The organism is Paenibacillus nitricinens (genome assembly GCF_052056485.1).
GTDB lineage: Bacteria > Bacillota > Bacilli > Paenibacillales > Paenibacillaceae > Paenibacillus_AQ > Paenibacillus_AQ nitricinens.
In genome coordinates, this window is the sequence record NZ_CP183948.1 from 3,611,648 (window position 1) to 3,636,362 (window position 24,715).

Sequence of the window (24,715 nt, forward strand, 5' to 3'; positions counted from 1 at the left end):
TGTCAACCTATAAATTTAAAATTTTGTTGATTTGCAGCATTTTCCTTCAAAAAAAATACAAAAGAGACTATATTCCGAACGTTCCGGATATAGCCTCTCCTTAATAATCCATTATTTATTCAAATGATAGGGGACAGTCGCAACTACAACATCTTTTGAATTCATTAGATACGAACGGATTAAAAAGCTGGTCTGATTATGAAGTACAGCTTGCCACCAATGCTTAGTTATAAACTGTGGAATCAGAATCGTGATATGATCCGTCGCTGCGGTCTTCCACTCCACGGTATCAATAAATTTCACTAACGGACGAATAATACTGCGATATCTGGAACGAAGTACAATCAGGCGTACACCCGGATTCCATTCCTCCCACCGTTGCTCCATCTTTTGAATGTCCTCTTCATCAAAGCCAACATACACGGCTACTACATTATCTGTTAGAGACTTGGCATAGCTGATGGAATGCAGTACAGCACGTGTTACACCAGCAACAGGGACAACAACCGTACTTCCTTTAATTAAAGGTTTATCCGTAGCCGGACATATACGAAGCTGATCTGCTGTGTTCAAATAGTGCTTGTGAATGCGGTGGAACACAAACATTACAGCAGGTAAGAAAATGAACGCCATCCATACGCTTGAGAACTTAGTAATGATAAAAATAAGCGTAATTGTCAATGTAGTCAGCATACCGATGGTATTTACAACAAATCTTTTTTTCCATCCCGCTGGTTTGGTTTTAAACCAATGAACCATCATTCCAAGCTGGGACAATGTGAACGGAATGAAGACACCTACCGCATAAAGAGGAATCAAGCTTTCTGTATTTCCGTGAAATGCAGCTACAAGTACAGCAGACAGAACACCTAGAAAAATAATACCATTTGAGAAACCTAGACGGTCACCACGAACCATAAAAGCATGTGGCATATATTTATCTTTTGCAAACATAAAGGCGAGCAGCGGGAACGCTGAGTAAGCTGTATTAGCTGCTAAGAATAAAATGACTGCTGTAATCCCTTGAATGAAAAAATATAAAGTTCCGCGACCAAAGGTCGATTCAGCGATCTGAGAAACAACCGTTGCCTTTTCATCAGGCACTATACCGTACCAATAGGCCAGTAATGTGATACCTGTAAACATAAATCCAAGTATAACCCCCATGACCATTAAGGTCTTGGCTGCATTCTTTTCAGCCGGTGCTTTAAAGTTTGGAATGGCATTAGATACAGCCTCTACACCCGTAAGTGCCGAACAACCAGAACTGAAGGCTTTTAATAGTAGAAACAAACTAACATTGGAGACGGCGCTGCCTATTTCAGGGACATTCGCATGTACGCCACCTGCTGCATATTTAATAACACCGGAGATAATCAAAACTACAATCGACACCACAAACAAATACACTGGGATTGCGATAAATGAAGCCGATTCTGTAACTCCGCGAAGATTAATCAATGTTAGAAGAATAATTACGGATACAGCAATAAGAACCGTGTGATTATGAAGACTTGGAAACGCTGATGTGATCGCATCTGTCCCTGCCGAGGCACTAACAGCTACGGTCAGAATGTAATCCACTAACAAAGACCCTCCTGCTAAAAGCCCTGTCGGAACACCAAGATTACTCTTGGCAACGATGTAAGCTCCTCCTCCTTGCGGATAAGCGTAGATCGTCTGCCGATAGGATAAAATCAGGATGGCCAGCAGGCCCAATACGGCTAATGCAATTGGCAGGGAATACCAGATGGCAGTAAACCCGGCAGCCACCAGTACAATCAGAATTTGTTCCGTTCCGTAGGCTACAGACGAGAGCGCATCAGAAGACAGGACAGCCAGTGCTTTAACCTTGGATAACTTTTCATGATCGAGTTCGTTCGACTTCATCGGACGCCCGATCAATAGTCGTTTTACCTTGCTTACCATGGTGGATACAGTTCCTTTCTTTGGGAGCTGAAACGGAATTTCCGCGCGCTGTTTTCATTGGTGGATTTCATAAATGCAGACACAAAAAATAGCATACGGAAATGATCCGCATGCTATGCATGGTCATTATCCCACCTTGCTTACGAGGTTAGCTGGCGGATTCGGGCTGTGGTTTAGCCCTACGGTACAAGTCCAATCGACCTATTCCGATTCACCCCATTGGCACATATGCCAAGTTTGGTTCCCCCGTTTTTCCTAAGAAAATTCAGCGCATATTCAACTTCTCACAAGGTCTAATATTAGTCTACAAAGTGTATGCAGTAAAGCGTTGAAAAAAATGAAAAAAGAATGAAAAAACATCCAAAAAGCGCAAATACAGCGTCTAATTGGATGCTCTCTTTCATTCTCTTCAATTATCCCTCTGGGTCGTGTTTTTAGTCACTTTTCACATTTTTTCTTTCCTTCAAAGTTGAAAAATCAAAATCCTAAACTTTCTTCTGTTTCTAATTCCATCACTTCTTCTTCCTTGCGTCCGTACCAAAGTAAAATACTTATTAAAGCAAACGCGATTAAAGCAAGAAAAGGAATCGTAATGAATCCGAAATAGTTCAAGTAATCCTTATTACAAGGAACACCAATTGTACAAGGAAGTACTTTACTTAACGCAGGAATCTTCTGCTCCGCATAATGATAAATCGAGATACTGCCACCAATCAAGCTTAATGGAAGTACATATGGGATAATCCTTTTATCTCCTCGAAACGTCGCAATTCCCAAGAGGAATAACTGAGGATACATAAAAATTCGCTGGAACCAGCAAAGCTTACAAGGTTCATATTTCAATACTTCGCTCAAATACAAGCTACCAGCTACAGCAACTAAAGAGACGAACCAGGCCAGATACAGGCAGTTACGCTTGCAAAAAGATAGGAACTTTGTCACTTTGCCTCCACAGCTTTTGCGGCGTCGTTAATTTCATTTGAAATCGCTTCAATGTTAAAAGGATCCGCAATCATTACTCCATTGATGTAAAGGGATGGTGTAGTCGTTACCCCAGCTTCACTAGCTAACTGCATACCCTTATTCAGCTCATCTGCATACGTACGATCCTTAATATCTTTACGAAGCAGTTCGTAATCGATAGCTAACTTCTCTTTCTCCGCAAGGCTTACTAAGAAATCTTCAGTCGCCCATTCTTCACTTTCATCACCTTGCTGAGCATATACAGCATCATAGAACTTCCAGAACTCATCATTATTCTGATGATAAACAGATAATGCAGCAAGTGAGGCCGTTTCAGAGTCTGGACCAACGAAAGCCATATTTACAAAGTAGAGCGCTGCTTTTCCCTCGTTGACAAAATCTTGAACAATTTTCGGTTTAACTGAAGTTGCAAATTGGGAACACGCTGGACATTTTAAGTCTCCAAATTCAACAATTTTAACAGGTGCATCCTCTTTACCAACTCTAGGTAGCTCACTGTAATTGAATGCTACTGGTTCTCCCGAAGTGGCATTTTTTGTGGCATCTTTCGAAGCTAACATAAACAATCCAACAAAAATAATGACTACTAAAGCAATTGAACTAATAATTAAAATTCTCGTCTTCTGCTTTTGCTGCTCCTGTTCTACCCGCCGTTTCTCTTGTTTGCTAAGCTGGGGAACGCTTGTACTTTTATTAGGTTTACTCAAGGAGAGTTCCTTTCTGTCCTCTGTGGACTAATGTAGTTTTTATCATATACATTTAAAATTATATAATTTTTAGTCTCTTTTTGGCAAACAATACTGTAAAAACTCTGTAAAAAAAGACACAGCACTATAGCACTGTGTCCTAATCATTCTAATAAGTTCTTTATGCACCAGCTTCTTCAGTCAATAGCTGTAACTTCAGCAGTTTAATTCGAGAAATCCGCTTATGATCCGTTTCTTCCACAATAAACAGATGATCATCAAATTCTACAGACTGTCCTTTTTGAGGTGGATTAACCTCCAATTTAGAATACAGCCAACCGCCTATCGTATCATAATCCTCAGTATCCATATGGAGCCCCAAAAGATCATTGATCTCTTCAATAAGCATCAAGCCGTCGATGGAGTGTTCATCCTCCCCCAGCTTCTCAACACCAGGACGTTCTTCATCGAACTCATCCTGAATTTCTCCTACAATCTCCTCCATGATATCTTCCAGCGTAACCATTCCTGATGTTCCACCGTACTCATCAATCAGAATGGCGATTTGTGTCTTTGCGCGCTGCATGACTTTCAACAGAGCACTAATCTGAATAGATTCTGGTACAGTTAGTATAGGACGGATCAATTTATTATAGCTTTGTTCACGATCCCTAATTAAGTCCTTGATATGGATGAAGCCAAGGATATGATCCTTATCACCATCACAGACAGGATAACGCGTCCTCATTCCATCAAAAGCAATCTCAAGGTTCTCTTCCGTTGAAAGATGATTATTCAAGCAGATCATTTCTGTTCGAGGAATCATGATCTCGCGGGCCATTGTATCCACAAATTCAAAAATATTGTCAACCAGCGCCATTTCGGTATTATCAATAAAGCCGCTTTTATTACTTTCTTGCATGATAATACGGATTTCTTCTTCCGTATGCGCCGTTCCCAGCTCTGAAGCAGGGGATAAACGGAAGATCCGTAATAAACCACGTGCCAGCCCGTTTACGATCCAAATCACTGGATACATGATCTTGTAAAACACATTCATCGGCCCCGATGTTAGCAAAAGGACAGATTCAGCCTTGTTAACTGCAATAGTCTTAGGTGCAAGCTCTCCTAGCACGATATGCATGATAGTGATAAACATTAGAGCAATAATCAAAGATACAACATTAACAGCGGTTACTCCAAAACCTATACTTCCTAATAAGGGCCCAACAAGGTTAGCTATAGCGGGCTGCCCCAACCATCCTAACGCAAGTGAAGCCAATGTAATACCAAGTTGACAGGCGGATAGATAACCTTCCAAGTTGCGTACAATGCTTCTCGCTTTTAAAGCTTTTTTACTACCTTCTTCAATAAGGGTATCGATTCTACCGCTTCGTACTTTCACCATTGCATACTCAACTGAAACAAAGAATCCATTTAATAATACCAACAGAATAATAAGACCTACGTGTAATATACCGGGTAAAGGGTCGCTCAATTTATAATCCTATCCACCATTCTCCGTACGGATGGATAGGCCCACCTCCTTCGTTTTTTAAGAGTATTGGCAAATCGCTTGCCATTTGTTCCTTTCAGTATCAATTTCCCAATGCTTTCATCTCCAGTCTAGAATCACGTTTTTGAATATATACTTTATTATATTAATATATTGGGGCAAACCGCAAGCATGCGTGTCCTTTCGAAAAAAAATAGGCCTTTATTCCCCTTATTATTCCAAAATATCAGCATAAATAGAGAAAACCCCCTCACGGTTAAGTGATGGGGTTCATACCAAATATAAGACCTTGATTAACGACAGTTTCTTGTTGTAGGAGGATTACCGATCACACCAGGGTACTGATAAGTAAGAGGCTCATCAAATGTAGCATAATCAAAATAAATCATAAGTAATACAGTACGTTGACCAGTTACTGGGTCACTAATAATAATGTGGTCACGGCCCGCAGCTTCCAGCACACCCTTGTAAACTTTGGCATTCCACTCTTTGTTATTTTCGTAAGTAAAATAAAATGTACCTACTTTGCCTAAATTCAGTCTGAAAATATTTTCGATATATGATTGTTCAAACTGTTGAGGCGGGTTTTGAACTACAACCCCTCCTGGTGTCATCGGACTTCCGCTGCTAACTTGTGGCGGCATGCTACCCATGCCTTGCATCCCTTGCATCCCTTGCATGCCTTGCATTCCTGAAGACATTGGCATTGGCATACCTGAAGAAGAAACACTGCCGATAGTGTAAGTAACGGGACGGTATGGTTGAACGATCATTTAATGAAACCTCCTAAATGTTTATCGGAGCAGTTGCTCCCTTTGGATACAAAGGAACCTTTACACTGGCTTACTGAGAGAACTACTCATAATAATGAGTAATTCCCTTTTACACAGTTACCCTGTTAATTGCCAATAAATACAGTCGGGCAATCTTCTCCAGTCGGAGTAAAGAAACAATGAGCTTTAAAGCGGCCTGTGTTTTGTTGGTTATACCAGGTTGGAGGGCAATCCCCTACAGGGCGGAAGAACCATAAAGCATTGGTCGCTGGCCAGGTTCTTTCACCTGCAATTGCACGTCTGGCAAGACGGATATCTGCTTCTCTTGCTCGTTGATAAAAGTAGCTTTTTTGCGGGGCTTCGAATCCTCCTGGACTTTGATAGACCATGTCATTCACAGTTCGAATATTCATGAAGTCCAAGCAATTGCCAAGAATCCGGTTGACACCAACATTGCCGACCATAAGCATGCCGAGATCTCCATCCTCCTCAGCTTCCGCTCTCATCAACCGCGCTAGTACCCTCACATCTTCCGAGTTCGTTTTGATGACGGCCACGCTGTCTCCTCCTTGGGGTTGCTTCGTAAACAACCTCGTTCTTAACTGCATGGTGTATTGTATGTGCATTAGCCCAAGAGGTGACAGTTCCCACCTAATTTTAAAGCCATTTACATTCCGTCTAGTTGCTTATTAGACCGCAAATAAAAACCATCCCTCTGCTCCGTTGAATAGAACAGAAGAATGGTTTAAGAATGAATGCTAATGACTACTCCGCTGTGGAGTATTGTGGTTGTCGCTCAAATCCGTGATATCTAGTTCCTTGATAGGTAAGCATGCCTTTATCGCCTTCTGCACTCATTCCATATTCATGGCCATCTACTTTAAATTCAATTCGACTGCCTCCATTCAATTCGTACGTTAAGTAGTATGTTGTACTTGTACGACTTGAACCATTATCTTCCTGAACCTGCTGCTGCCTTATTTCACTCCGTTTGCTGACGATACGGGCAGGGATGGTTAGCATGGGTGAGCTATTGTTCCGGCTCCATTGAAGCAAACCCCTGCCTGCTGAAACTGCAAGAATACCAACCATTACAATGAGAAATATTGGCATCACTGTTCCAGAGAAATCAAACATCCATGAAAGATCCGGGCCCATTCCCATGACATTGTCCCCCTTCATACCCATTAATTCAACCCTTAGCTTAACTTCAGGCACTTCTGTACATGTATATGCCTCTTCTAGTCCAGAAAGCATTAAATTAGTGAGACTTCATGCAAAAAGACCACTTCGTTTTCTTAGAAATCAAGAAATCGTGTGGTCTTTAATCATAGTTTTGAGTGTTCAGATTAAGCATGAACGAGGTCTAGCAATTGCTTCGTTTCATCAGTCTCAACATCTAACATACCATTGTCTGCCCAGCATGCTCTGCATTGTTCTTCCGTTTCACACAGGTGAGCATCATCACAGTTGTAGCAAAGTTGCAGTAGGTTTCTTGTCATATAATCTGTTTCAAAAGTTTTCATTGTAATCTCTCCTATTCGAAAGTTAAGTTTGTGAAAATTTGAACTTGTTCTATGTGTTAAATATATCACACGATCATTTAAATGTCATGTGATTTTTTTCACATCTTTAAAGAAAATTTTAATTAAGTTTTTTCCTTATATTCAATCAATCAAAAACAAATTGATTTGGAAGTTCATTCTTGTTTATTTTTTAAAGAAAGCTGTTTCAAAAGTAGTATCTACTACTTTTGAAACAGCTTCACTTTACATCACACGCCAACTAATCCCACCATTTGTAGTTTGTAAGAGGAGCGAGCGTTTTTGTTCTTTTTTCTCAAGCAAAAGCCATCCCACCTCTGCGGAAATAAACTGCATCTTAATCGTCTCAGGATATTCCTCAAGCTTAGACTGCAGAACACTGCTCTCCTTAAGAGGGAGCCAAGTTTCCCCTTGATTAACGGTATGGTAAAGAGTATCACCAATAATGGCCCAACCAACTTGCGAATCCAGAAATGTCGGAGCGCTCTGATGATTCCCTCCGGTTGGACTCTTTAATTCAAAAGGGGTGAATTTCCAGTTGTCTCCACCATTAGCGGTAAAGTAACCGTGGTAAGTAATCGTCTTATCTTTATCATTTTGGCAGCCCACAGACATCCAACCATTAGTCTTACTAGCATCGAAGAACTCTGGTTTGCCAGTAATGACTCTGTCACAGCTTTCCAGTTGTTCATTTACCAGAAAAGACTGTCCTGGATTCCAACTCTGCCCGCCGTCCTTAGTTATAAAGATCTTAGGAAGGGCACCGGTTTGCAAAGTCACAAATCCTTCTACATGATTCTTGAAGATCATTCCAGTACTTACTCCTGTGAACGGGATCGAATGATTTGGAAGGTTCGGATTATACTGTTCATTCTGCATCACTTCTTCCCATGTGGCCCCACCGTCTGTCGTTGAATAAATCGCCTTGCTTTCCTTATTAGGAGTAGCGTTCGCAGAGGTCATTAGCCATCCCTGAGTTGGTGAATTGAAATAAACGGAAGATACATTATTATCATCACCTAATGAAGAGATTTTCCAGCTCTTCCCTCCATCTGTGGTTCGTAACACTATATTTTCTGTCGTACCAAATGCACTTCTTATAATCCAACCATGATTAGAGTCAGTGAAAAAGATGCCTTTTCCATAGACAGGTGTGGAAAGGAACTGCACATTGGGTGCAGGAGAAATATTAGCCCAGGTCGTCCCGTTATTATGGGTAACGTACAAACGAAGTTCATTTTTTGTTACACCCCAGACCATGCCCTCTGTCTCACTAAGCAGATGAAAACCCGTAATTCGAGTTTGAACCTGATATTTCGGGCCACTCTCTTTGTTAGTATTGTTACTAGGTGGTGTAATGAGAGTAATCGTCTGTCCTTCTTCCGGTGCTTCTGTAGGTTGTGGCTGTGGAGAAGGCTCCGGTGGTGGTGAAGAACATGCTGAGACTATCCACGCTAGAAAAAATAGCATCATAAACATTCTTAGAGTTTTAAATCCAGCGGTTCTAGATGTCAATGCCCTCTCTCCTCTCAATTGGAATCTTATTTATAATTTAACTTACTATTACGGTAGCCGTATAGAAAATAAATCAGAAGCCCAAGACCTGTCCAAATCAGAAATCCAATCCATGTCTCACTTCCTAGATTATACATCAAATATCCGCATGTTGCCGCACTTAGCAATGGAATGAAGGGAACCCAGGGTACTCTGAATCCTCTTTTCATATTGGGATGAATAACCCGCAGGGCAATTACCCCCAATGAAACGACAAAGAAGGCAAACAGTGTTCCAATGCTTGTTAAGTTAGCCAATCGATCCAATGGAATAAAGCCTGTTAATACAGCTATAATGATCCCAACCATCCACGTACTCCGAATAGGTGTCTGTGTTTTAGCATTGATCTTAGACAATCCTCGTGGTAAAAGACCATCACGTGAGATTGCAAATAACAATCTAGTTTGACCGAACAGCATTACGAGCAGTACGGTGGTCATTCCCGCAATAGCTCCAACAGAGATTAAACCCGCTATCATATCTTGATTTACAACACGGAGCGCATAAGAAACGGGATCACTAACATTGAGATCCGTATAAGGTATAATCCCCGTTAATACAAGTGAAACTAGGATATACAATACAGAACATATAGCAAGGGATGAAATAATCCCTATAGGCAAATCGCGCTGAGGCTGCTTTACTTCTTCTGCAGCAGTCGATAACGCATCAAAACCTATGTAGGCAAAGAAGACAGTTGCCGCACCGTTCACAACACCTTGATAGCCAAAGGGCAGGAATGGAGTCCAGTTCTCTGGTTTAACATAGAAAAATCCAGTTACGATAAACAAAAGCACAACAGCTATTTTGATAATAACCATAATCGCATTAAAACGAGCGGTCTCTTTAGTTCCCCGTGTTAGTAAGTAGGAAATTAGTAAAATGATTATTACTGCTGGTAAATTAATAATGGTGCCTGCTTCCGCATTATACGCCCCGGATAGTGCTGTAGGAATATGGATACCAAAGCCCTCTAAAAGTCCCTGTAAATAGCCTGACCACCCGCTGCTCACTGCAGCTGCTGCAACGCCATACTCTAACACAAGGTCCCAGCCCAAAATCCAAGCGAGTAATTCTCCAAAAGCTACATAACTATAAGCATAGGCACTTCCGGAGACCGGGATGCTCGATGCAAACTCTGAATAACAAAGGGCTGACAGCACGCAGGCAAACGCGGCTAACAGGAATGAAATGACAAGGCCAGGACCAGCGTGTTCTGCTGCCGCTACTCCTGTCATTACAAAAATACCAGTACCAATAATCGCTCCTACACCTAGCATGGTTAGATCCAGCGCACCGAGTGTTTTGTTTAACTTGGTTGTACCGGAGTTTGAAGGTGCGATTAGCGGTTTTTTGCGAAATAAATCCATTCTTACATTCTCTCCTGTCTAGTCTTGTTGTCAAATTGATTAGAGAATTTCTATTAAGTATGCCCAAAATGGGGTAATGCATTAAATAAGACCTGCTTGAAAACAATAACGTTAGCGATTATGATGGACAAGATTAAAAGCTAAAATTTTAATTACTGAGGAGATGGAATCATGGCCCCCCCGAAACCCAATCGTGTCGTAGTCATTGGTACTGGAGCAGTTGGTACAACAACAGCCTATACATTACTGCTACGGAGACGTATGCCTGAGCTTGTACTTATTGACGTTAATCAAAAGAAAGCCCTTGGAGAAGCATTGGATATGAATCACGGTATGCCCTTTGTTGGTGGTGTGAAGCTATGGGCTGGTACATATGAAGATTGCCGGGAAGCGGATATCATCATTGTAACTGCCGGTGCATCACAAAAACCGGGTGAAACCCGGATAGATCTTCTCCGCAAAAACATTTCAATTTTCAAAGATATCGTTCAAAAGATCACCAAATATAATCAACATGCGATACTACTTATTGCTACTAATCCTGTAGATATTTTGTCATATGCCACTTTGAAAATAAGTGGTTTTGATCGCAGAAGAGTCATCGGTTCCGGAACGGTGCTGGATAGTGCACGTTTTCGCTATCTGATTGGACGCCACAAAGAAATTGATCCACGCAGTATTCATGGTCAGATTATCGGGGAACATGGGGACTCGGAACTTCCGGTTTGGAGTCTAGCGAATGTTGCCGGGATTGATCTCGGTTTTGACGAAGCTGAACAAGATGAAATATTCCAAGATACTAAGAATGCCGCTTATGAAATTATTGATGCCAAAGGCTCAACCTCTTACGCAATAGCATTAGCACTAGATCGTATTGTAGTCTCCATTCTTCATAATGAAGGCTCTGTATTGAACGTATCTACTTTATTGAATAATTATAACGGAGTTTCGGATGTCTACCTTGGCGCTCCTTGCGTCGTAGATCGGTCCGGTGTACGAGAAGTACTAGATCTTCCATTGAATGAAACAGAACGAGCTCTATTCCAGAAATCTGCCGAGAAGCTTAAAGCTGAGATAGCTAAGCTGGAACTATAAGCAAAAGAATACATGGGGTTCTCCCTACTGTCATGATACAATGGCCGGGGATAGCCCCTTTTTCCTGAAAAGAATTGCACTTAGAATTCTATCAAATCTGGATTTGCAATTTCGACATGGCTTCTTCCTTCTCACGGCTCGTGATATGCGTGTAAACCGTTGTTGTCTGAATGGAAGAGTGTCCCAGCAGCTCTTGAACCGTCCGCAGATCCGCACCTTTTCGTAGCAGCATGGTAGCGAATGAATGTCGTAGCTTATGGCTGGAATAGGGTCGACGTTGTGCAGCAGGCACATCCCTTTGGAAACGATCGAAGGTGTCCGCAGCGATTTGCTGAATGCCACGTATGGACAGTCTGCGTCCTTTTTGTGAAATGAACATAGCTTCCTCTTTACTGCGCCAAGGATTTAATCGTTCTTCAATCGCCAGATCGAGAAAAGGTACCACATCCTCTGGAATCGGTACATTACGCCATTTACGTCCCTTACCGAACACTCGAAGGGAATGTCTTTCTACATTATAATCACTTAAATTAAGCGTGTGGACTTCCCCCACCCGAAGCCCCATATAGGACATCAGTAAAAAGACTGCTAAATTACGGCCTTTGTATTTCCCATCTATAGAAGACAAAAATCGCCCCAGATCACCCTCATCTAAGTAGACCGGCTCGCGATTGATCTCCGTTTTAGATTTCTTAATCCCAGCTGCAGGATTGGTTAGAAGCAATTCCAGCTCAATTAATGCCTTGAAAAAACAGTTAATTGAGGCATGCTTCCGGTTACGGGTAGCATCACTTACTCCACGTTCACGCACTGACGTAAGAAAAGAAATAACATGCAGCTTCTTTACGGACTCTAGCTTTTTACCATTCAGACTTTCTAAAAACTGTCTTACATCTACTAAATAGGATTTCTGCGTATAGGGAGTGTAACCGGCATCCTTCATCCAGATTAAAAAAGCCTCAAGCCCCTCTTCGTAGTCTTCACTCCACTCATTCATGGCTTCGAGCCTCCCTTGATTTCGACAATCTATTGTACCATAGAATAGCTATAGGAATTAAACTTTGCTGCTCCATTTTTCAGCATGCTTTTGCACAGCTTTTAAAAACTCTGTTAGAACAGGAGATTTCCATTTCTTATGATGATAGGCTATTTGAGTTGCAACCCGCTGGGATTCATCATTCCAATTCAACCTGGCTAACTTCCCTTCCGCTAATTCGTTGTTCACTGTAATCATTGGAATAAAAGCGATGCCTAGACCGGCCATAACACATTGCTTGATTGCCTCGATACTCCAAAACTCTAGTGTAGGGTCAGGAAATACCCCGTGGCTGTTTAAATGATGCTCGAACAAAGTACGGTAGCTACAACCGGTTTCCGTATGCAGTATCGTTTCTCCCTTAAGGTGTAGAGGCTCTACCTCCGAAAGATTAATTAGAGGGTGTTCCGGCGGGGCGATCAGGGTCATTTGTTCATGCACCAGAGTTTCTATATTCAGATCTTTATCTTCCGTTTCGGGTTGCAGTAAGAAAGCCAGATCCAGTTCACCGGAACGAACTAGATCTGTTAGCTCCCAGCAGGCTCCAGGCTTCAGAAGAATTTGGACCTTCGGATATTTAACACGAAACTCCTTGATAATGCCTGGTAAACGAAAAGCAGCCAGAGATTCAGGTGCGCCAATTCGTAAAGACCCTGTTAACTCACTCTCGGAGCGAAGAGCATCTTGCGCTAGAGAGTGCATTCTGGAGATCTCTTGTGCGAATGGAAGCAGACGGCGGCCTGCATCGGTTAGGATAATCTTTTTACTGATCCGATCAAATAAAGGCTGACCTATTTCAGTCTCTAGCGCTTGGATCTGTGCGGTAATACTGGATTGTGCATAATCAAGCTTCTGTGCAGCACGGGTGAAGCTTCCAGTTTCCACTACAACTATAAAGGTAAAAAGATGACGTGATTCCATAGATGCCCCCTGAATAATAGTTATCCATCGGAATTTCGAATGGATACTATTCAAAAAATCTGTTTTTCCAATGGATCTATTATCTGCTACTCTATAACAAAAGACAATGAAAGCAGGATTAAAAAATTATGAAAGATTCAAGTTCAACCACTTTACGAAGAAACATCGGCATGCCGCAAGCCATAGCTCTTTATATCGGTGCTGTATTGGGCTCAGGAGTCTTAATCGTTCCCGGGCTGGCTGCAGAAATGGCTGGTCCCGCTTCATTACTGGCATGGGGATTTATGACGCTGTTGATTTTGCCAATGGCCTTATCGATGGGCCTGCTCTCTGCCAAATTCCCTAACGCTGGAGGCGTGTCCCACTTCGTTACCCTTGCTTTCGGACCTAAAGCCGGATCTTTAGTGGGCTGGTTCTTCCTAATGTCCGTTCCGATTGGTGCGCCTGTCGCTGCGCTGACTGGAGCTGGTTATATGACAGCCGCCATGGGCTGGGATGAACCCGCGAGAATTACTATCGCTGCGGTGATGTTGGCCATTGGGCTAATTACAAACTGGATTGGTATGCAAGTGGCGGGAAAGGTACAAATTGCTGTAGTGATTGCGATTGTAGCTGTCCTCGTCTTCTCGTTTGCTACTGCGCTTCCGCGGATGGAGGTTGAACACTTCACTCCCTTCGCCCCACACGGTTGGATGAGCATTGGACAGGCTGCAGCGATCCTATTTTGGTGTTTTATTGGTTGGGAAGCTGTCTCACATCTCTCTGAGGAGTTCAAAGATCCACAACGTGCTGCAGTTAAAGGTGTGACCATCGCTGCTATTATTGTAGGTGTTCTATATTTCTTATCCGCTTTAGCAACGGTTGGCACACAAAGCTACCTTAAAGGTGGGTCGAGTACTTCACTTGTCTGGATCATCAGCCAGCCTCTTGGACGCTGGGGAGGATTTATCGCAGGACTCACAGGTCTCTTCATCTGTACCGCCACCATTATTGCTTATGCCGGTGCCGCTTCGCGAGTGGCTTATGCCTTATCACGTCAGGGCTATGCCCCGCAATGGATGGGCAGACTATCCAAACCATATCATACCCCTATCGGAGGGATAGCTTTCCTGCTGCTCTGTTTTGTAACGGTCATATCACTCTACAGCAGCGGAATGATATCTATCACTACATTGATCCAGTTTCCAAATGCGACATTTATCCTGACTTATATCGGAGGCTGTGCCGCGGGGATACGCCTTCTTAAGGGAAGCAGATTAGGCGTAACGATTAGCTGGATCTCTTTTCTAGCTACCGCCGCTGTGTTTCCTTTTACAGGCTGGGCGATAGGCTATCCGTTGCTTATTACTTTGATGTTTATTTTGATCTTCCGTATCAAACATAAACAAGCGGTAACCGGAAAGAAGGATTTAAGCCGTGAAAGGTATGAAGGTCAACGAAAAGTATTATAAATTATAAAGATCAGCAACCCGTAACTCGTCCTTTGCCAGGATTAGTTACGGGTTGCTTCTATTTCATTTTCGTTTCAGCAGCTCCTTAGATGGTTATGGAATGAAGAGGGTAAACTATACTATGACCAGACAAAGGAGACGATACATCATGCCAAATCAACCAAAGATTGTTCTTGAGCCAGCAGCGCAGGAATTTGCCGATGCTAATTCCAAACCTCCATTCCTTCCTGATCTTGGACCAGAAAAAGGCCGAGAAACGGTAGATAGCGTACAATCCAGTGATATATATAAACCTGAAGTAGATATTGAAGATCTAATGGTACCAGGTGGACCTAACGGTGATGTTTCTGTAAGAATTGTTCGCCCTCCTAGTTCCTCTTCCGCGCCGCAGCCTGTCATCCTTTACATTCATGGTGCAGGTTGGGTGTTTGGTAATGCACATACGCATGACCGTCTGATACGTGAACTAGCTGTCGGAGCGGAGGCTGCTATTGTTTTTCCAAATTATAGCCTCTCTCCGGAAGCAAAATATCCTACAGCCATCGAAGAGATCTATGCTGTTCTGAAATGGATCGCTGAACAGGGAAGTGATCATGCCCTTGATGCTAGCAAGCTATCCATAGGTGGTGATAGTGTCGGTGGGAATATGGCAGCCGCCATTACGCTTATGGCAAAAGAACGCAGTGGCCCAAAGATAGAGAAACAACTTTTGTTCTATCCGGTAACGGATGCCTCCTTTGATACCGAATCCTATCATGAGTTTGCCGAAGGATATTTCTTGCAGCGTGATGGAATGAAATGGTTCTGGGATCAATATACAACTGACCCCGAGGAGCGGAAGCAGATCACAGCCTCCCCGCTTCGAGCTAGTGTTGATCAGTTACGAGATCTACCCGAAGCACTAGTCATAACGGGTGAAGCAGACGTTCTACGTGATGAAGGTGAGGCTTATGCTGCCAAATTACGTGAAGCTGGAGTCACAGTCACGGCAGTTCGTTTTCAAGGGATCATACATGATTTTGTGATGCTAAATCCTTTAGCTGAAACCAATGCCAAAAAAGCCGCCATAAAGCTGGCGACGTCATGGCTTCGTGAAGGCTTCTAAACAAATATGTTCTTTCACCAAATTAAAGAAAGCCTGCACATTTGCAGGCTTTCTTTAATTATGAGTTTAATGTTGTTTCTATAGCAGAATACCTTTGAGGGTCCTCCTTTTCGTAGCTCGAAGCTCCCTTATTTGTGAAAAGTACTTTCTTATAGGACAGTACCTTTTATTAGTTTACATAATAATGATTATGTGAACTAATTTATTTTTATAAAATAAGTATCAACAAATATGCCAAATTACCCCTCAACTTCTGAAGCCATTTCTCGCTTGAACTCACTGGTTCGACTCTCCAGATGAACAGAGCCACCATTTCCAATCTGGAAGGTCGTCCCAGACCCAATCGATAAAATCCTAATACATTGCATATTAATCGTTGATTCCTTGGAATCATTCAAAATCTCAACTTCATCTTCATTCACTTGCTTCGCCCATGCCATGAATGGGATCTCTAAGGGTGAAGCCTCTCTATTACTGCTATTAATCTCTTTTATGTTATATAGGTAATTTTCTTTACTTCCCACAAATTTAGACTGAATCCGCTCTACAGATCCACATAAGAAAATCGAACTGTCAGACAGATTATTAATGTATACATCTTGAATACGTGAGTTGTGCATTGTTAACTGCCTTTTTTGACTTGATCCGGAGCACTTGGAGTATATTCTATCACGCTGTCAAACGCCGAAGAACAATTAATCATCTGTGTATCCCCTACTAAAAATACCGAAGAACCTGATATCGAAACCACTTTTACTGCGTTTACATTTATGTCTCTGTTAATCACGGTTATTTTCATGCGGCTCCCGCCTTCCTGTTATGTTTATTTCCAAATGCCGTTCTACCGCCGTAACAATATCTCGTTTGATTTGCTCAACAATAGAAGTACTTTCCTCTTCTGTGTATCTACGCCCTTCTTCTGCGGCAGGAAGCTGGCTTACATAGTCGTTAATTCGGCCATCCATCTGATTCAGCAGATCCTGAGTTACCATTTGGATATAGTTCTCATCAATACTTAAGTTCTGCTCTTTTTCTAACCGTGAAAATTGTGAGGGAACTTCCTCTTGGACATACTTCAGGATCTCTGGACGAATCTTATCCGATAAGGCGGTTGCAGTTGGTGCCCCTTCCTCTTGCTGACCGATAGGTTTTCCATTGACGATCGCTTCATCCAGATTATTTCCCTCATTTGGTGTTATGCCTATATTTAAAGTGCCTTCCAGCTTCTCGATTTTTAATTGTTCAAAATGATAATTTATAGGTCCTATACTTGCAGCTTTATTATTCTTTATGCTGTCCACATCCCCTTTTAAATCTTGGAGCTGCTTCTCCAGCTGCTGAATCTTTTCTGATTGTAATCTTAATGTATTAAAGACTTGCTGAATATAATACGGGTGCATACAACCCCCTCCTATGGTTTATTGTATGCGAAGGAGATGAGCCTGATTCTAGCGTGTATATAGTTCAGTTGGTGGAGGCAAGGGTACAAGAGGTGAATCACTTACCGCTGGTGATGGCACAGGAGAAGCTTCAGGAACGTCACTAGACTGATAACTGTGAGACAAAGCATTAATTCGCCCGGAAGTACCAATCTGCAGAACCGATGAATTTGAGATCGTACCAATTTTCAGATGATTAACCGATATGCACTGATACACCGTAATATTCATGTAAACCCACCCTTAAGGAGGCGATACTTGATCCACCACATCTGAATCCATTGTGTTTGTACTGCTGGCTGCATTATTCGTAATATTTGTACCTATGGAGTCACCTATGGAGAAGGAGTTGGCACCGGCATAGATTTTGGAGTTACTGCTCAAGATAACGGATGCCGTATTTCCTACTAAGACTGTGGAACTAGGGCCCACGCTGTTGATTTTAATGTTGCCGATGATTGAAACCACCAAACCACTCCTCCCTTCGGAATGATAACCTATTCTATGTAGATATCCGCCCAGATGTCACTGAATAAGTCATATGCCCATACAATGGATAAAAAACTAAGGAGGTTCAGCGTTCATGAGCCCCAATAAATCGAACCCTTTAGATTGGATGAACGAAGATCCCTTTTTTAAGAAAAAGTTATCCTTAAAGTCGCTTGAAGAGCAGTGGAAGCTGGATCCAAACCAGATCGATGGTTATGTCGAAAAAATAATCAGAGAAGCTACCGCAGCCACCTCTTCATCTTTTACCGAAGAAACCTCAAGTCTGCATGTGGAGCATTTGGACACACATAATTATCTAATTACTAAAATTCGTATTCCAAATGGTATTCACCCCGAAAGTGTATGGGCACAAATCAACCGAACCCAAATCAAATTAAGTGGTCTTGGAAAAGATCATAGCGAGATCATCCCACTCCCCATTCCAGTCAATCCGGATCAGAGCAGAGGCACTTATAAACAAGGCTCATTACAATTCAGAATGCTAAAAATGTCAGCAGGTAAATTTAGAGATATAGATATCCGTTATTTATAAAAAATCCTTAAAATCCCTCCTTTTCGCTCGTCCAAGTGGCGATCTCTCCTCAAAAAAACGTTTTAAAACTAAAACAGCGTATAATTTAAGTTATGCGCTGTTTTTTAGGGCATTTTTTGCCCTTATTTATCCTTTATTTCATCTGCAATTACAAAGGAATTTATAAGCTTCATTCTCCGAACTTTAAGGTTCCCTCGCTCATAAGATAGGGTATCAATCGCAAAGGTGGGCTATTTATGTCCAAAAACAAGCGCGGCAAAGCACTTTGGCGTATGCCATCCCGAGGCAGAGGAACATGTCTGATCTGCGGCAGCACTCGTATTAAGCTTTTGTATATCGGAAAAGGACTTTCAGGCGAAAAGGTTAACGTGTGTAAGAAATGCGAGGGTAAACAAGTAACTAACAATAACTGAACAAAATTGTTCAGAGGTTCCAGTCATCATTTATTACAAGGCGAACGGATTACTAAAAAAGTGCAATCCTGTCATCGAGCCTCGATGAAAACGAATCACACTTTGCTTAGTAATCCTCCACTTCAAAAACTATAGGAGTTCTATAATTCTATACGATACCGTCTTTCTTCACTTGATAAACTGAATCCAACAGATTCATAAAGATGCAATGCAGAATCATTATCTGTTAACACCATTAAATAAGCTTCTTCAAGTCCATGTGTTCTGAAATAGCTTAACGCTTGAGAAAGCATGTACCTAGCAATTCCAAATCTTCTCCACGGCTCTAGTACAAAAACATTTTCAATATACCCACTTTTCTCTTCCTGCCATACCATCAAGCTGCCTACAACCCTCTCCCCTTCTCGAACAACCAAAGAATTCCAAAGCAGATTTTGCTTAAACTGAGATAGTCGTTCTTTCCCGAGTGGGGTTTCTGGCCAAACCTCTGCTTCCAATTCTAAATAAAGTTCTTCTTCTTGTGGGGTCTCCATCATCCAAGTTGCAAATTCAAATCTCTCATTTAGTTCAGGTACGGAGAAAGTATCATTAAGATTATGATTCATTTTAAATAAGCTATTGTACTGACAGAAGCCCTTTTCTTTTTCAAAAAACTGCGTGTTCGCGATCTCCGATGCGTTATTCCCCACACATAGCGTCGTTTTATACTCTGCTGGTAAAGTTTCCTTTAATTCTAGTGCTCTCAAGAGGAGCGTTTGATACATGCTCTCTAATAAATCATAGTCTTCTTCTCGTTCAGGTATTGTTTTCAAATTCAAATAGATCGAATGTCTGCTTTCCTTTGAACGCCCAGTCGGCACAATATTTATGATCTCTACTTGACCTTTGGCAATCATTTTCCCATTTTCAAAGGCGCAGTACACATTCTTCCAGTTTTCCTCATCACCAACCCACCAAAAAACAGCATTTCCCCGCGAAGTAACCGAGTTATATAACTCACCCAGTAATGGCATGTCCCCTTGTTCAAAATGACGAATCATTATTCCCTCTGATGAAAGAATCGTTGATTTTGTCAAAACAAAACCTCTTTTCAAATAAATTTTGGCATACATTAAGGGTAGCACATCTCTTCCAATTTCACTTGTTAATGAATAGTTATAATTAATTCTTATATACTGTAACATTATTCGAATGAACCCTGTCTTACTTACATAGGGGGACTGCATGATGAAGAGACGATTTTTAATAGGTATTTCTATATTTTCAGTGGGTATTGTGATAGCTTTAGGGATCGGTACGATATCAAATATCCTAACTCCATTTAAGAGTTTCTTGCTCACTGTAGATAATCAGTCGGATAATGATATTAGCTCTATTGAAATAGGTTTAGTCCATACGGATTCCAAGGAATTATTTATAAGTCCCATCAGGAAAGGACAAACGAAAAAGTTTAAGCCTACACTGAGCTTAAGTGGTGAAGGTTCTATATACCTAAAGTATACTGACGCAAAAGGACGATCCACCCAAGAAACTGTATGCGGTTATACAGAGTATCTATCTGGTTATTCAACTGTCACGATTACTAATAAGGGCACAACTATTGTTCAGCAATGTAATTAAATCCGTTTCTTATATTTTCAAAAAAAGAGGATGTAAACCCTATTAGGTTCACCTCCTCTAATCATTTATGTAGCTTGCGATTATACCTCTTAACCAGAAACTCTCGAAATCATATAATAGTCGTAGAAAGACACCAGTGCATTGCCCTCAATTTTTGAATAACCACTATTTAATAGTGCAGTAATTCTTTGCTTAGCGGCAGGAATGGCCTTGGTAATCATCGCATCAACCCCAAAACAATCATAGAACTCCTTCTCAATCATAGAGAGGATCTCTGTAAGAACCCCTTCATTCTCCAATCTCGAGATCAGATCAAGCCTTAGAACACCAATCACTCCTACCCCTTCAACACTCTCATTTCTCGCAAAAAATTCAATAGTGCCAACAGGCTTATTACTATCTTTCTCTACAATACTAAATCGAACGTAACTATGCCCTGCATATTCATCCAGCCAGAATCGTATACAGCCACTCATCTCTTCTATCATTTGAAAGTTAAAATCCTTATTACAGTTATCGCTATTGAAGAGCGGGATAGAAGCAGCGTCAGAATAACATTCTAGTAGGTCCTCTGCATCTTCCTCTTGAACCAATCTATAGATTAAACGCTCACTCTCAAACACCGGACATACCTGATACGGATTAATGATGGACATCTCAAAACCTCCATTATAATAGCTATGCTCATTATAATGGAGGTTACAGAACAATAGTATGATACTACTTATAGAAGATTTAATTGCCAGGTCACACCAAAACGATCCGCTACCCAGCCAAATTTCGGACTAAACGGATAGCTTCCAAGAGGCATTAGGACCTGTCCACCTTGCGCTAATGATTCGTAGACCCGATCAATTTCAGCTTCACCCTCACAATTCACATATAAGGATATCGCTGGAGTAAAGGTAAAGCCGTGCTGAACATAACTATCTATACACATAAATACTTGTCCATGTAAAGAAAAGGAGGCCTGCATTACACTCCCTTCAGGTCCTGCTTCGTTCGCTCCATAGCGCTTAATGCTAATAACTTCGGAATCATCAAACAAGGACGTATAGAAATTCATAGCTTCTTCTGCCTTACCCTCGAACATTAGAAAAGTCATGATCTTTTGATTCGTTTCCTTCATCATTGTCCAGCTCCTTATTGTGATTTAAAGTAGATCAGTTCATATCATTAACGCTTTCGTATACTTTCAAACGGGCATACACGGTTTCGAGAACCGGATACGCGCCTTGACCTGGAACAGCCATAGCCAGAAGTGCTCCATGCAGATGGTCCGCTTCTACAGGTAGTAGCTTATGCATATCCCGATGCATGGATGAAGTAAATTCAGGTAACACAGAAAGCATCTTTCCCATCGTGGAAGCTATATTTTCCGGTCCCACAGGCATTCCAGCATTCTGAGCCAAGCTAACAATCTCTTGAAGAAGCTGCTCATAGATTGCACGTGCTTTTGGGGAAGCAAAAATAGGCCCAACAGAGCTATCCATTAAAGTGGTAATCCCACTTAGACTAGCTACAAATATATATTTCTGCCACACTTCGCGCTGAATGGCAGAACTTAATGATACAGTGAAGCCAGCATGATCCAAATGACTCAGCAGCAATCTTGTTCGTTCTGACTCACCGCCTGCCCATTCACCAAACACAATACTATGAAACGAACTGCTTTGAACGATAGTACCTGCTGAATCTAGAGTTGTTTCTATATAACAAAGACCACCCAGTACATGTTCTGGGCCAAAACGCTTCTGCAAAATGCTAAATTGATCATAACCATTGAGGAGCGGGAGGATCAGTGTATGTTCACCGACGTAGGGTTCAATGTCATTCATCACCTGAGGTAAATGGTATGCCTTGACCGCTATAATAATGCAGTCGAAAAGCTCTGCTTCTTCCCTATTAGAAATCGTTCGTACAGAAGTCTGAAAATCTCCATGAACACTTTTTACAATCAAACCGTCCGCTTCTAACTGAATCTGCTTGGCATTTCGGACGAGAAATGTAACATCTTCTCCTTTTTGAACTAGACGACCTCCGAAATATCCACCTATAGCTCCTGCACCCACGATAAGAAAACGCATAATAGTCTCCCCTTCTTTTCCCTTAATTTAAACAAACAAAAAGACCTTTTAGCTATCTGCTAAACAGGTCCGAAAGGCAAAAAAAGAGTCAAGTACCGACCGTTCTTTTGTCTCGGTCCTTACGGATCTGAGCAAAATCCAACGAGTTCACCTCCAAGGCTACAAGTTAATTAATATTCATTTTTATTAAAACCTATTAGAGCACCATTCGATAATTTATCGATACAGCCTCCCTGGAAAGTATAGCAAAAGAAAACATTCCTGTACAAGCATATTTAGGTAACTCTCCTTAAAGACTAGTAGTTTTGATCCATAGTTTTGAGATATCCAGAAATCCGAATGAACTGGTGTGAAGTCCAAACAAGCTTTGATTTAGCTGCGCTTTTTTATTCATATGACAACCATATAACACCCAATAGTTGTCCCTAAGCACACCTTCTGCCTGATCCAGCAGCTTGATTCTCTCTTCCTTTGGGGATTGCGTGAAATCGGTAAGTACATCTGAGAATAACAAGATCTGTTCATCTCTCAGCAGAGAAAAAAGATAATTAAGTTTATTATTAAAGTAGTTAACCATTCCCCACTGCCAATCATCTTCAAGAACCTCTTCAGCAAGGAGGATTTCGGCAGTGTTCTTTATATCTGCAGAGTTAAACTCGTTGAATAAATACAGCTCAATATGCAGTCCTACTGAAGCAGCTCGTGCTTGAAGCCACAGGGCTTCTTCCCGCTCTTCTTTTTTATTCTTTGTAGCTAAAGTTAAGATCTCTCCCTGGTAGCCACTTGCCAATATAAGCTCTCTAGCGTGTTCCAGGGTAGGCTCAATAATACTTCTCTTACTGCTCTCCCAAGGTAAAAAGCTATCAGCAGGGGTACTACGGTTCCCTCCTAACTCCTTAATTAAGGCTTCTCGGCTGTAAAGGATTCGTATAGCCTGCCGGAATAGTTGGTGTTGATGAATTCCGTCTTTAGGGAAATTGAACAAGAGATATCGGCATCCCAAGGCAGGGTAGTCAATACTGTGGTTACAGATGATATTAGGTAATAAACCTTCCTGAACAGATTCAGGGAGTTCATACAATCGTTCATTTGAAGCTTGTTCTGGCAAATACCAGATTTCCACACGATCTAGTAGCGGGCGTATACCGTAATAATAGTCAAATGCCGCGAGAACTAGCACATCTTCATTAAGATCTAGTAAACGATAGGGCCCTGTTCCACTCACTTCTTTTACAAGATCTACGTCATGAGGAAGAATCGACATATGAATACAACTGAACATATGGAGAAAAAAGAGATTCGGACGAGACAGCTCAAACCTGATTCTGTGATCTCCTTCTATCTCTACTCGCTCAATATCTTTGTACAAGCTCAACGCCGGACTGTTCAAATCTATAAGTCGCTGAAAGGTTTCTTTGACATCTCTTGAAGTCATAATCTTACCATGATGGAAACGTACACCTTTACGGAGATAAAAAATATAACTTGTGCTGTCTTCATTGGTTTCCCACATATGAGCCAATCCGGGGAGAAAGGTATCACTTGCCGCATCATAGGTAACTAATGTGCTATAAATTTGTCCGAGTAAATAGGATTCAAACGCGGTATATACATAAGCTGGATCCAGCACTTCCATATGCCGGTTTCGTGTAATTCGTAACACATCCAAGCCTGATGTCGACTCCGTTTCACTACGGAAGCCCATCTGCTTATTTAACACCATTAATAACCGTTCCTTTAATGTGTCGCTAACCTGGCCACGACTTAATAACTCTATAGCTTCCTTAAGCTTCCCCTTATTAACCAGTTCCTGAAAGCTGTCCTCCAGCACCTCTTCAATCGTTCGTAGAAAAGTTAGCTGCGAGATATTTCCACGCCCTCTTCCAGGCTGCCAGCGTATAAAACCCTGCTCTTCAAGTTTTCGCAGAATAAACTTTACGTTACGAGGAGTGCAGCACAGAATAGAAGCTAGTCTATCTATGGTCACAGGATTACCTTCCCCTATATCTATTGAGGATGGGATGGCTATTGCTAAACATAAAAAATGATTACTAATATGGTCCACGATCGCTCACTCCTTTAAAGGTGAAACACTGTAAGTAAATCTTACACTTTTACTTCCCCCTTTTATCATTATAATTATACATATA

At 41.6% G+C, this 24,715-nt stretch carries 27 protein-coding genes and 1 riboswitch; of the genes, 6 read left to right on the plus strand and 21 right to left on the minus strand.

From position 1 onward, the window contains the following. Nucleotides 1–111 precede the first annotated feature (111 nt). The 10 genes from ACN6KS_RS15905 to ACN6KS_RS15950 form a co-directional block, all read right to left on the minus strand. Nucleotides 112–1,929, minus strand: coding sequence for an APC family permease (locus tag ACN6KS_RS15905; protein WP_280786319.1), 1,818 nt, complete (start codon nucleotides 1,927–1,929; stop codon nucleotides 112–114). 123 nt (nucleotides 1,930–2,052) lie between these two features. Then, nucleotides 2,053–2,210: riboswitch (cyclic di-AMP (ydaO/yuaA leader) on the minus strand. A 196-nt stretch (nucleotides 2,211–2,406) separates the two neighbouring features. After that, nucleotides 2,407–2,871: a disulfide oxidoreductase gene (locus ACN6KS_RS15910; protein WP_094869122.1), complete on the minus strand. Its 465-nt coding sequence runs from the start codon at nucleotides 2,869–2,871 to the stop codon at nucleotides 2,407–2,409. Then, nucleotides 2,868–3,620 carry a DsbA family protein gene (locus ACN6KS_RS15915; RefSeq protein WP_440960023.1) on the minus strand — a complete coding sequence of 251 codons (753 nt, stop codon included), beginning with the start codon at nucleotides 3,618–3,620 and terminating at the stop codon, nucleotides 2,868–2,870. Before ACN6KS_RS15915 ends, ACN6KS_RS15910 begins: the two co-directional genes overlap by 4 nt. Nucleotides 3,621–3,780: 160 nt before the next feature. Continuing rightward, the gene (locus ACN6KS_RS15920; protein WP_440960024.1) at nucleotides 3,781–5,097 is read right to left on the minus strand and encodes a hemolysin family protein; all 1,317 of its coding nucleotides are present in this window, start codon (nucleotides 5,095–5,097) and stop codon (nucleotides 3,781–3,783) included. Nucleotides 5,098–5,408: 311 nt separating this feature from the next. Then, on the minus strand, nucleotides 5,409–5,888 hold the full coding sequence (gene gerQ, locus ACN6KS_RS15925) for a spore coat protein GerQ (protein ID WP_440960025.1): 480 nt from the start codon (nucleotides 5,886–5,888) through the stop codon (nucleotides 5,409–5,411). A gap of 125 nt (nucleotides 5,889–6,013) precedes the next feature. Next, on the minus strand, nucleotides 6,014–6,445 hold the full coding sequence (locus ACN6KS_RS15930; RefSeq protein ID WP_440960026.1) for a cell wall hydrolase: 432 nt from the start codon (nucleotides 6,443–6,445) through the stop codon (nucleotides 6,014–6,016). Between the two features lie 208 nt (nucleotides 6,446–6,653). Further along, nucleotides 6,654–7,046 (minus strand): DUF2500 domain-containing protein, encoded by a 393-nt coding sequence (locus ACN6KS_RS15935; protein ID WP_042194012.1) that lies wholly within the window; start codon nucleotides 7,044–7,046, stop codon nucleotides 6,654–6,656. A 191-nt stretch (nucleotides 7,047–7,237) separates the two neighbouring features. Further along, nucleotides 7,238–7,414: a hypothetical protein gene (locus tag ACN6KS_RS15940; protein ID WP_179085723.1), complete on the minus strand. Its 177-nt coding sequence runs from the start codon at nucleotides 7,412–7,414 to the stop codon at nucleotides 7,238–7,240. 243 nt (nucleotides 7,415–7,657) lie between these two features. Beyond that, nucleotides 7,658–8,947, minus strand: coding sequence for a WD40/YVTN/BNR-like repeat-containing protein (locus tag ACN6KS_RS15945; RefSeq protein ID WP_440960027.1), 1,290 nt, complete (start codon nucleotides 8,945–8,947; stop codon nucleotides 7,658–7,660). A gap of 26 nt (nucleotides 8,948–8,973) precedes the next feature. After that, entirely contained in the window at nucleotides 8,974–10,356 is a 1,383-nt protein-coding gene (locus ACN6KS_RS15950) for an amino acid permease (RefSeq protein WP_341134902.1), read from the minus strand. A gap of 171 nt (nucleotides 10,357–10,527) precedes the next feature. Between ACN6KS_RS15950 and ACN6KS_RS15955 the strand changes: the two genes are divergently transcribed. Beyond that, nucleotides 10,528–11,451 (plus strand): L-lactate dehydrogenase, encoded by a 924-nt coding sequence (locus tag ACN6KS_RS15955; protein ID WP_042188714.1) that lies wholly within the window; start codon nucleotides 10,528–10,530, stop codon nucleotides 11,449–11,451. Nucleotides 11,452–11,542: 91 nt separating this feature from the next. Here ACN6KS_RS15955 and ACN6KS_RS15960 read toward each other — a convergent pair whose 3' ends face one another. Together ACN6KS_RS15960 and ACN6KS_RS15965 are read right to left on the minus strand one after the other, a co-directional pair. Beyond that, entirely contained in the window at nucleotides 11,543–12,448 is a 906-nt protein-coding gene (locus tag ACN6KS_RS15960; protein ID WP_094869128.1) for a tyrosine-type recombinase/integrase, read from the minus strand. Between the two features lie 57 nt (nucleotides 12,449–12,505). Continuing rightward, on the minus strand, nucleotides 12,506–13,408 hold the full coding sequence (locus tag ACN6KS_RS15965) for a LysR family transcriptional regulator (protein WP_440960028.1): 903 nt from the start codon (nucleotides 13,406–13,408) through the stop codon (nucleotides 12,506–12,508). A gap of 128 nt (nucleotides 13,409–13,536) precedes the next feature. Between ACN6KS_RS15965 and ACN6KS_RS15970 the strand changes: the two genes are divergently transcribed. Then, nucleotides 13,537–14,859, plus strand: a complete 1,323-nt coding sequence (locus ACN6KS_RS15970) for an APC family permease (RefSeq protein WP_440960029.1) — start codon at nucleotides 13,537–13,539, stop codon at nucleotides 14,857–14,859. A 148-nt stretch (nucleotides 14,860–15,007) separates the two neighbouring features. Beyond that, nucleotides 15,008–15,964, plus strand: coding sequence for an alpha/beta hydrolase (locus ACN6KS_RS15975; protein ID WP_440960030.1), 957 nt, complete (start codon nucleotides 15,008–15,010; stop codon nucleotides 15,962–15,964). Nucleotides 15,965–16,203: 239 nt separating this feature from the next. On the opposite strand, the gene ACN6KS_RS15980 is transcribed toward ACN6KS_RS15975, so the two are convergent. From ACN6KS_RS15980 to ACN6KS_RS15995, 4 genes are all read right to left on the minus strand, one after another. Then, the gene (locus ACN6KS_RS15980) at nucleotides 16,204–16,584 is read right to left on the minus strand and encodes a hypothetical protein (RefSeq protein WP_440960031.1); all 381 of its coding nucleotides are present in this window, start codon (nucleotides 16,582–16,584) and stop codon (nucleotides 16,204–16,206) included. A gap of 159 nt (nucleotides 16,585–16,743) precedes the next feature. Beyond that, on the minus strand, nucleotides 16,744–17,364 hold the full coding sequence (gene gerPC, locus ACN6KS_RS15985; protein ID WP_440960032.1) for a spore germination protein GerPC: 621 nt from the start codon (nucleotides 17,362–17,364) through the stop codon (nucleotides 16,744–16,746). A 48-nt stretch (nucleotides 17,365–17,412) separates the two neighbouring features. Further along, complete coding sequence (locus tag ACN6KS_RS15990) at nucleotides 17,413–17,634, minus strand: spore germination protein GerPB (protein WP_440960033.1); 222 nt, start codon at nucleotides 17,632–17,634, stop codon at nucleotides 17,413–17,415. Between the two features lie 12 nt (nucleotides 17,635–17,646). Further along, a complete protein-coding gene (locus tag ACN6KS_RS15995; RefSeq protein WP_036687577.1) occupies nucleotides 17,647–17,871 on the minus strand; it encodes a spore germination protein in 225 nt (74 codons plus the stop codon). A gap of 115 nt (nucleotides 17,872–17,986) precedes the next feature. On the opposite strand from ACN6KS_RS15995, the gene ACN6KS_RS16000 reads away from it, so the two are divergent. Both ACN6KS_RS16000 and ACN6KS_RS16005 read left to right on the plus strand, forming a co-directional pair. Then, nucleotides 17,987–18,445 (plus strand): Hsp20/alpha crystallin family protein, encoded by a 459-nt coding sequence (locus ACN6KS_RS16000; RefSeq protein ID WP_440960034.1) that lies wholly within the window; start codon nucleotides 17,987–17,989, stop codon nucleotides 18,443–18,445. Between the two features lie 236 nt (nucleotides 18,446–18,681). Beyond that, nucleotides 18,682–18,858, plus strand: a complete 177-nt coding sequence (locus tag ACN6KS_RS16005; RefSeq protein WP_179283588.1) for a hypothetical protein — start codon at nucleotides 18,682–18,684, stop codon at nucleotides 18,856–18,858. A 140-nt stretch (nucleotides 18,859–18,998) separates the two neighbouring features. On the opposite strand, the gene ACN6KS_RS16010 is transcribed toward ACN6KS_RS16005, so the two are convergent. Then, nucleotides 18,999–19,934, minus strand: a complete 936-nt coding sequence (locus ACN6KS_RS16010) for a GNAT family N-acetyltransferase (RefSeq protein WP_440960035.1) — start codon at nucleotides 19,932–19,934, stop codon at nucleotides 18,999–19,001. Between the two features lie 148 nt (nucleotides 19,935–20,082). On the opposite strand from ACN6KS_RS16010, the gene ACN6KS_RS16015 reads away from it, so the two are divergent. Next, nucleotides 20,083–20,478, plus strand: a complete 396-nt coding sequence (locus tag ACN6KS_RS16015; RefSeq protein ID WP_280787537.1) for a hypothetical protein — start codon at nucleotides 20,083–20,085, stop codon at nucleotides 20,476–20,478. Nucleotides 20,479–20,567: 89 nt separating this feature from the next. Here ACN6KS_RS16015 and ACN6KS_RS16020 read toward each other — a convergent pair whose 3' ends face one another. The 4 genes from ACN6KS_RS16020 to ACN6KS_RS16035 all read right to left on the minus strand — a co-directional run bounded on the left by ACN6KS_RS16020 (nucleotide 20,568) and on the right by ACN6KS_RS16035 (nucleotide 24,630). Continuing rightward, nucleotides 20,568–21,134: a GNAT family N-acetyltransferase gene (locus tag ACN6KS_RS16020; protein ID WP_440960036.1), complete on the minus strand. Its 567-nt coding sequence runs from the start codon at nucleotides 21,132–21,134 to the stop codon at nucleotides 20,568–20,570. Between the two features lie 68 nt (nucleotides 21,135–21,202). Continuing rightward, entirely contained in the window at nucleotides 21,203–21,607 is a 405-nt protein-coding gene (locus tag ACN6KS_RS16025) for a VOC family protein (protein ID WP_094875819.1), read from the minus strand. A gap of 34 nt (nucleotides 21,608–21,641) precedes the next feature. Then, nucleotides 21,642–22,565 carry a ketopantoate reductase family protein gene (locus tag ACN6KS_RS16030; RefSeq protein WP_440960037.1) on the minus strand — a complete coding sequence of 308 codons (924 nt, stop codon included), beginning with the start codon at nucleotides 22,563–22,565 and terminating at the stop codon, nucleotides 21,642–21,644. A 289-nt stretch (nucleotides 22,566–22,854) separates the two neighbouring features. Next, nucleotides 22,855–24,630, minus strand: coding sequence for an ABC transporter substrate-binding protein (locus ACN6KS_RS16035; protein ID WP_440960038.1), 1,776 nt, complete (start codon nucleotides 24,628–24,630; stop codon nucleotides 22,855–22,857). Between the last annotated feature and the right edge of the window lie 85 nt (nucleotides 24,631–24,715).

Excerpts from the sequence above, each read along its gene's own strand:
- ACN6KS_RS15940 (WP_179085723.1), bottom strand. The coding sequence starts at position 7,414 with ATGAAAACTTTTGAAACAGATTATATGACAAGAAACCTACTGCAACTT.
- ACN6KS_RS15990 (WP_440960033.1), bottom strand. The coding sequence starts at position 17,634 with ATGAATATTACGGTGTATCAGTGCATATCGGTTAATCATCTGAAAATT.
- ACN6KS_RS15955 (WP_042188714.1), top strand. The coding sequence starts at position 10,528 with ATGGCCCCCCCGAAACCCAATCGTGTCGTAGTCATTGGTACTGGAGCA.
- ACN6KS_RS16000 (WP_440960034.1), top strand. The coding sequence starts at position 17,987 with ATGAGCCCCAATAAATCGAACCCTTTAGATTGGATGAACGAAGATCCC.
- ACN6KS_RS15970 (WP_440960029.1), top strand. The coding sequence starts at position 13,537 with ATGAAAGATTCAAGTTCAACCACTTTACGAAGAAACATCGGCATGCCG.
- ACN6KS_RS15950 (WP_341134902.1), bottom strand. The coding sequence starts at position 10,356 with ATGGATTTATTTCGCAAAAAACCGCTAATCGCACCTTCAAACTCCGGT.
- ACN6KS_RS16020 (WP_440960036.1), bottom strand. The coding sequence starts at position 21,134 with ATGTCCATCATTAATCCGTATCAGGTATGTCCGGTGTTTGAGAGTGAG.
- gerPC (WP_440960032.1), bottom strand. The coding sequence starts at position 17,364 with ATGCACCCGTATTATATTCAGCAAGTCTTTAATACATTAAGATTACAA.
- ACN6KS_RS16025 (WP_094875819.1), bottom strand. The coding sequence starts at position 21,607 with ATGAAGGAAACGAATCAAAAGATCATGACTTTTCTAATGTTCGAGGGT.
- ACN6KS_RS15935 (WP_042194012.1), bottom strand. The coding sequence starts at position 7,046 with ATGGGCCCGGATCTTTCATGGATGTTTGATTTCTCTGGAACAGTGATG.
- ACN6KS_RS16030 (WP_440960037.1), bottom strand. The coding sequence starts at position 22,565 with ATGCGTTTTCTTATCGTGGGTGCAGGAGCTATAGGTGGATATTTCGGA.
- gerQ (WP_440960025.1), bottom strand. The coding sequence starts at position 5,888 with ATGATCGTTCAACCATACCGTCCCGTTACTTACACTATCGGCAGTGTT.
- ACN6KS_RS15975 (WP_440960030.1), top strand. The coding sequence starts at position 15,008 with ATGCCAAATCAACCAAAGATTGTTCTTGAGCCAGCAGCGCAGGAATTT.
- ACN6KS_RS15960 (WP_094869128.1), bottom strand. The coding sequence starts at position 12,448 with ATGAATGAGTGGAGTGAAGACTACGAAGAGGGGCTTGAGGCTTTTTTA.
- ACN6KS_RS16005 (WP_179283588.1), top strand. The coding sequence starts at position 18,682 with ATGTCCAAAAACAAGCGCGGCAAAGCACTTTGGCGTATGCCATCCCGA.
- ACN6KS_RS16015 (WP_280787537.1), top strand. The coding sequence starts at position 20,083 with ATGATGAAGAGACGATTTTTAATAGGTATTTCTATATTTTCAGTGGGT.
- ACN6KS_RS15905 (WP_280786319.1), bottom strand. The coding sequence starts at position 1,929 with ATGGTAAGCAAGGTAAAACGACTATTGATCGGGCGTCCGATGAAGTCG.
- ACN6KS_RS15980 (WP_440960031.1), bottom strand. The coding sequence starts at position 16,584 with ATGCACAACTCACGTATTCAAGATGTATACATTAATAATCTGTCTGAC.
- ACN6KS_RS15965 (WP_440960028.1), bottom strand. The coding sequence starts at position 13,408 with ATGGAATCACGTCATCTTTTTACCTTTATAGTTGTAGTGGAAACTGGA.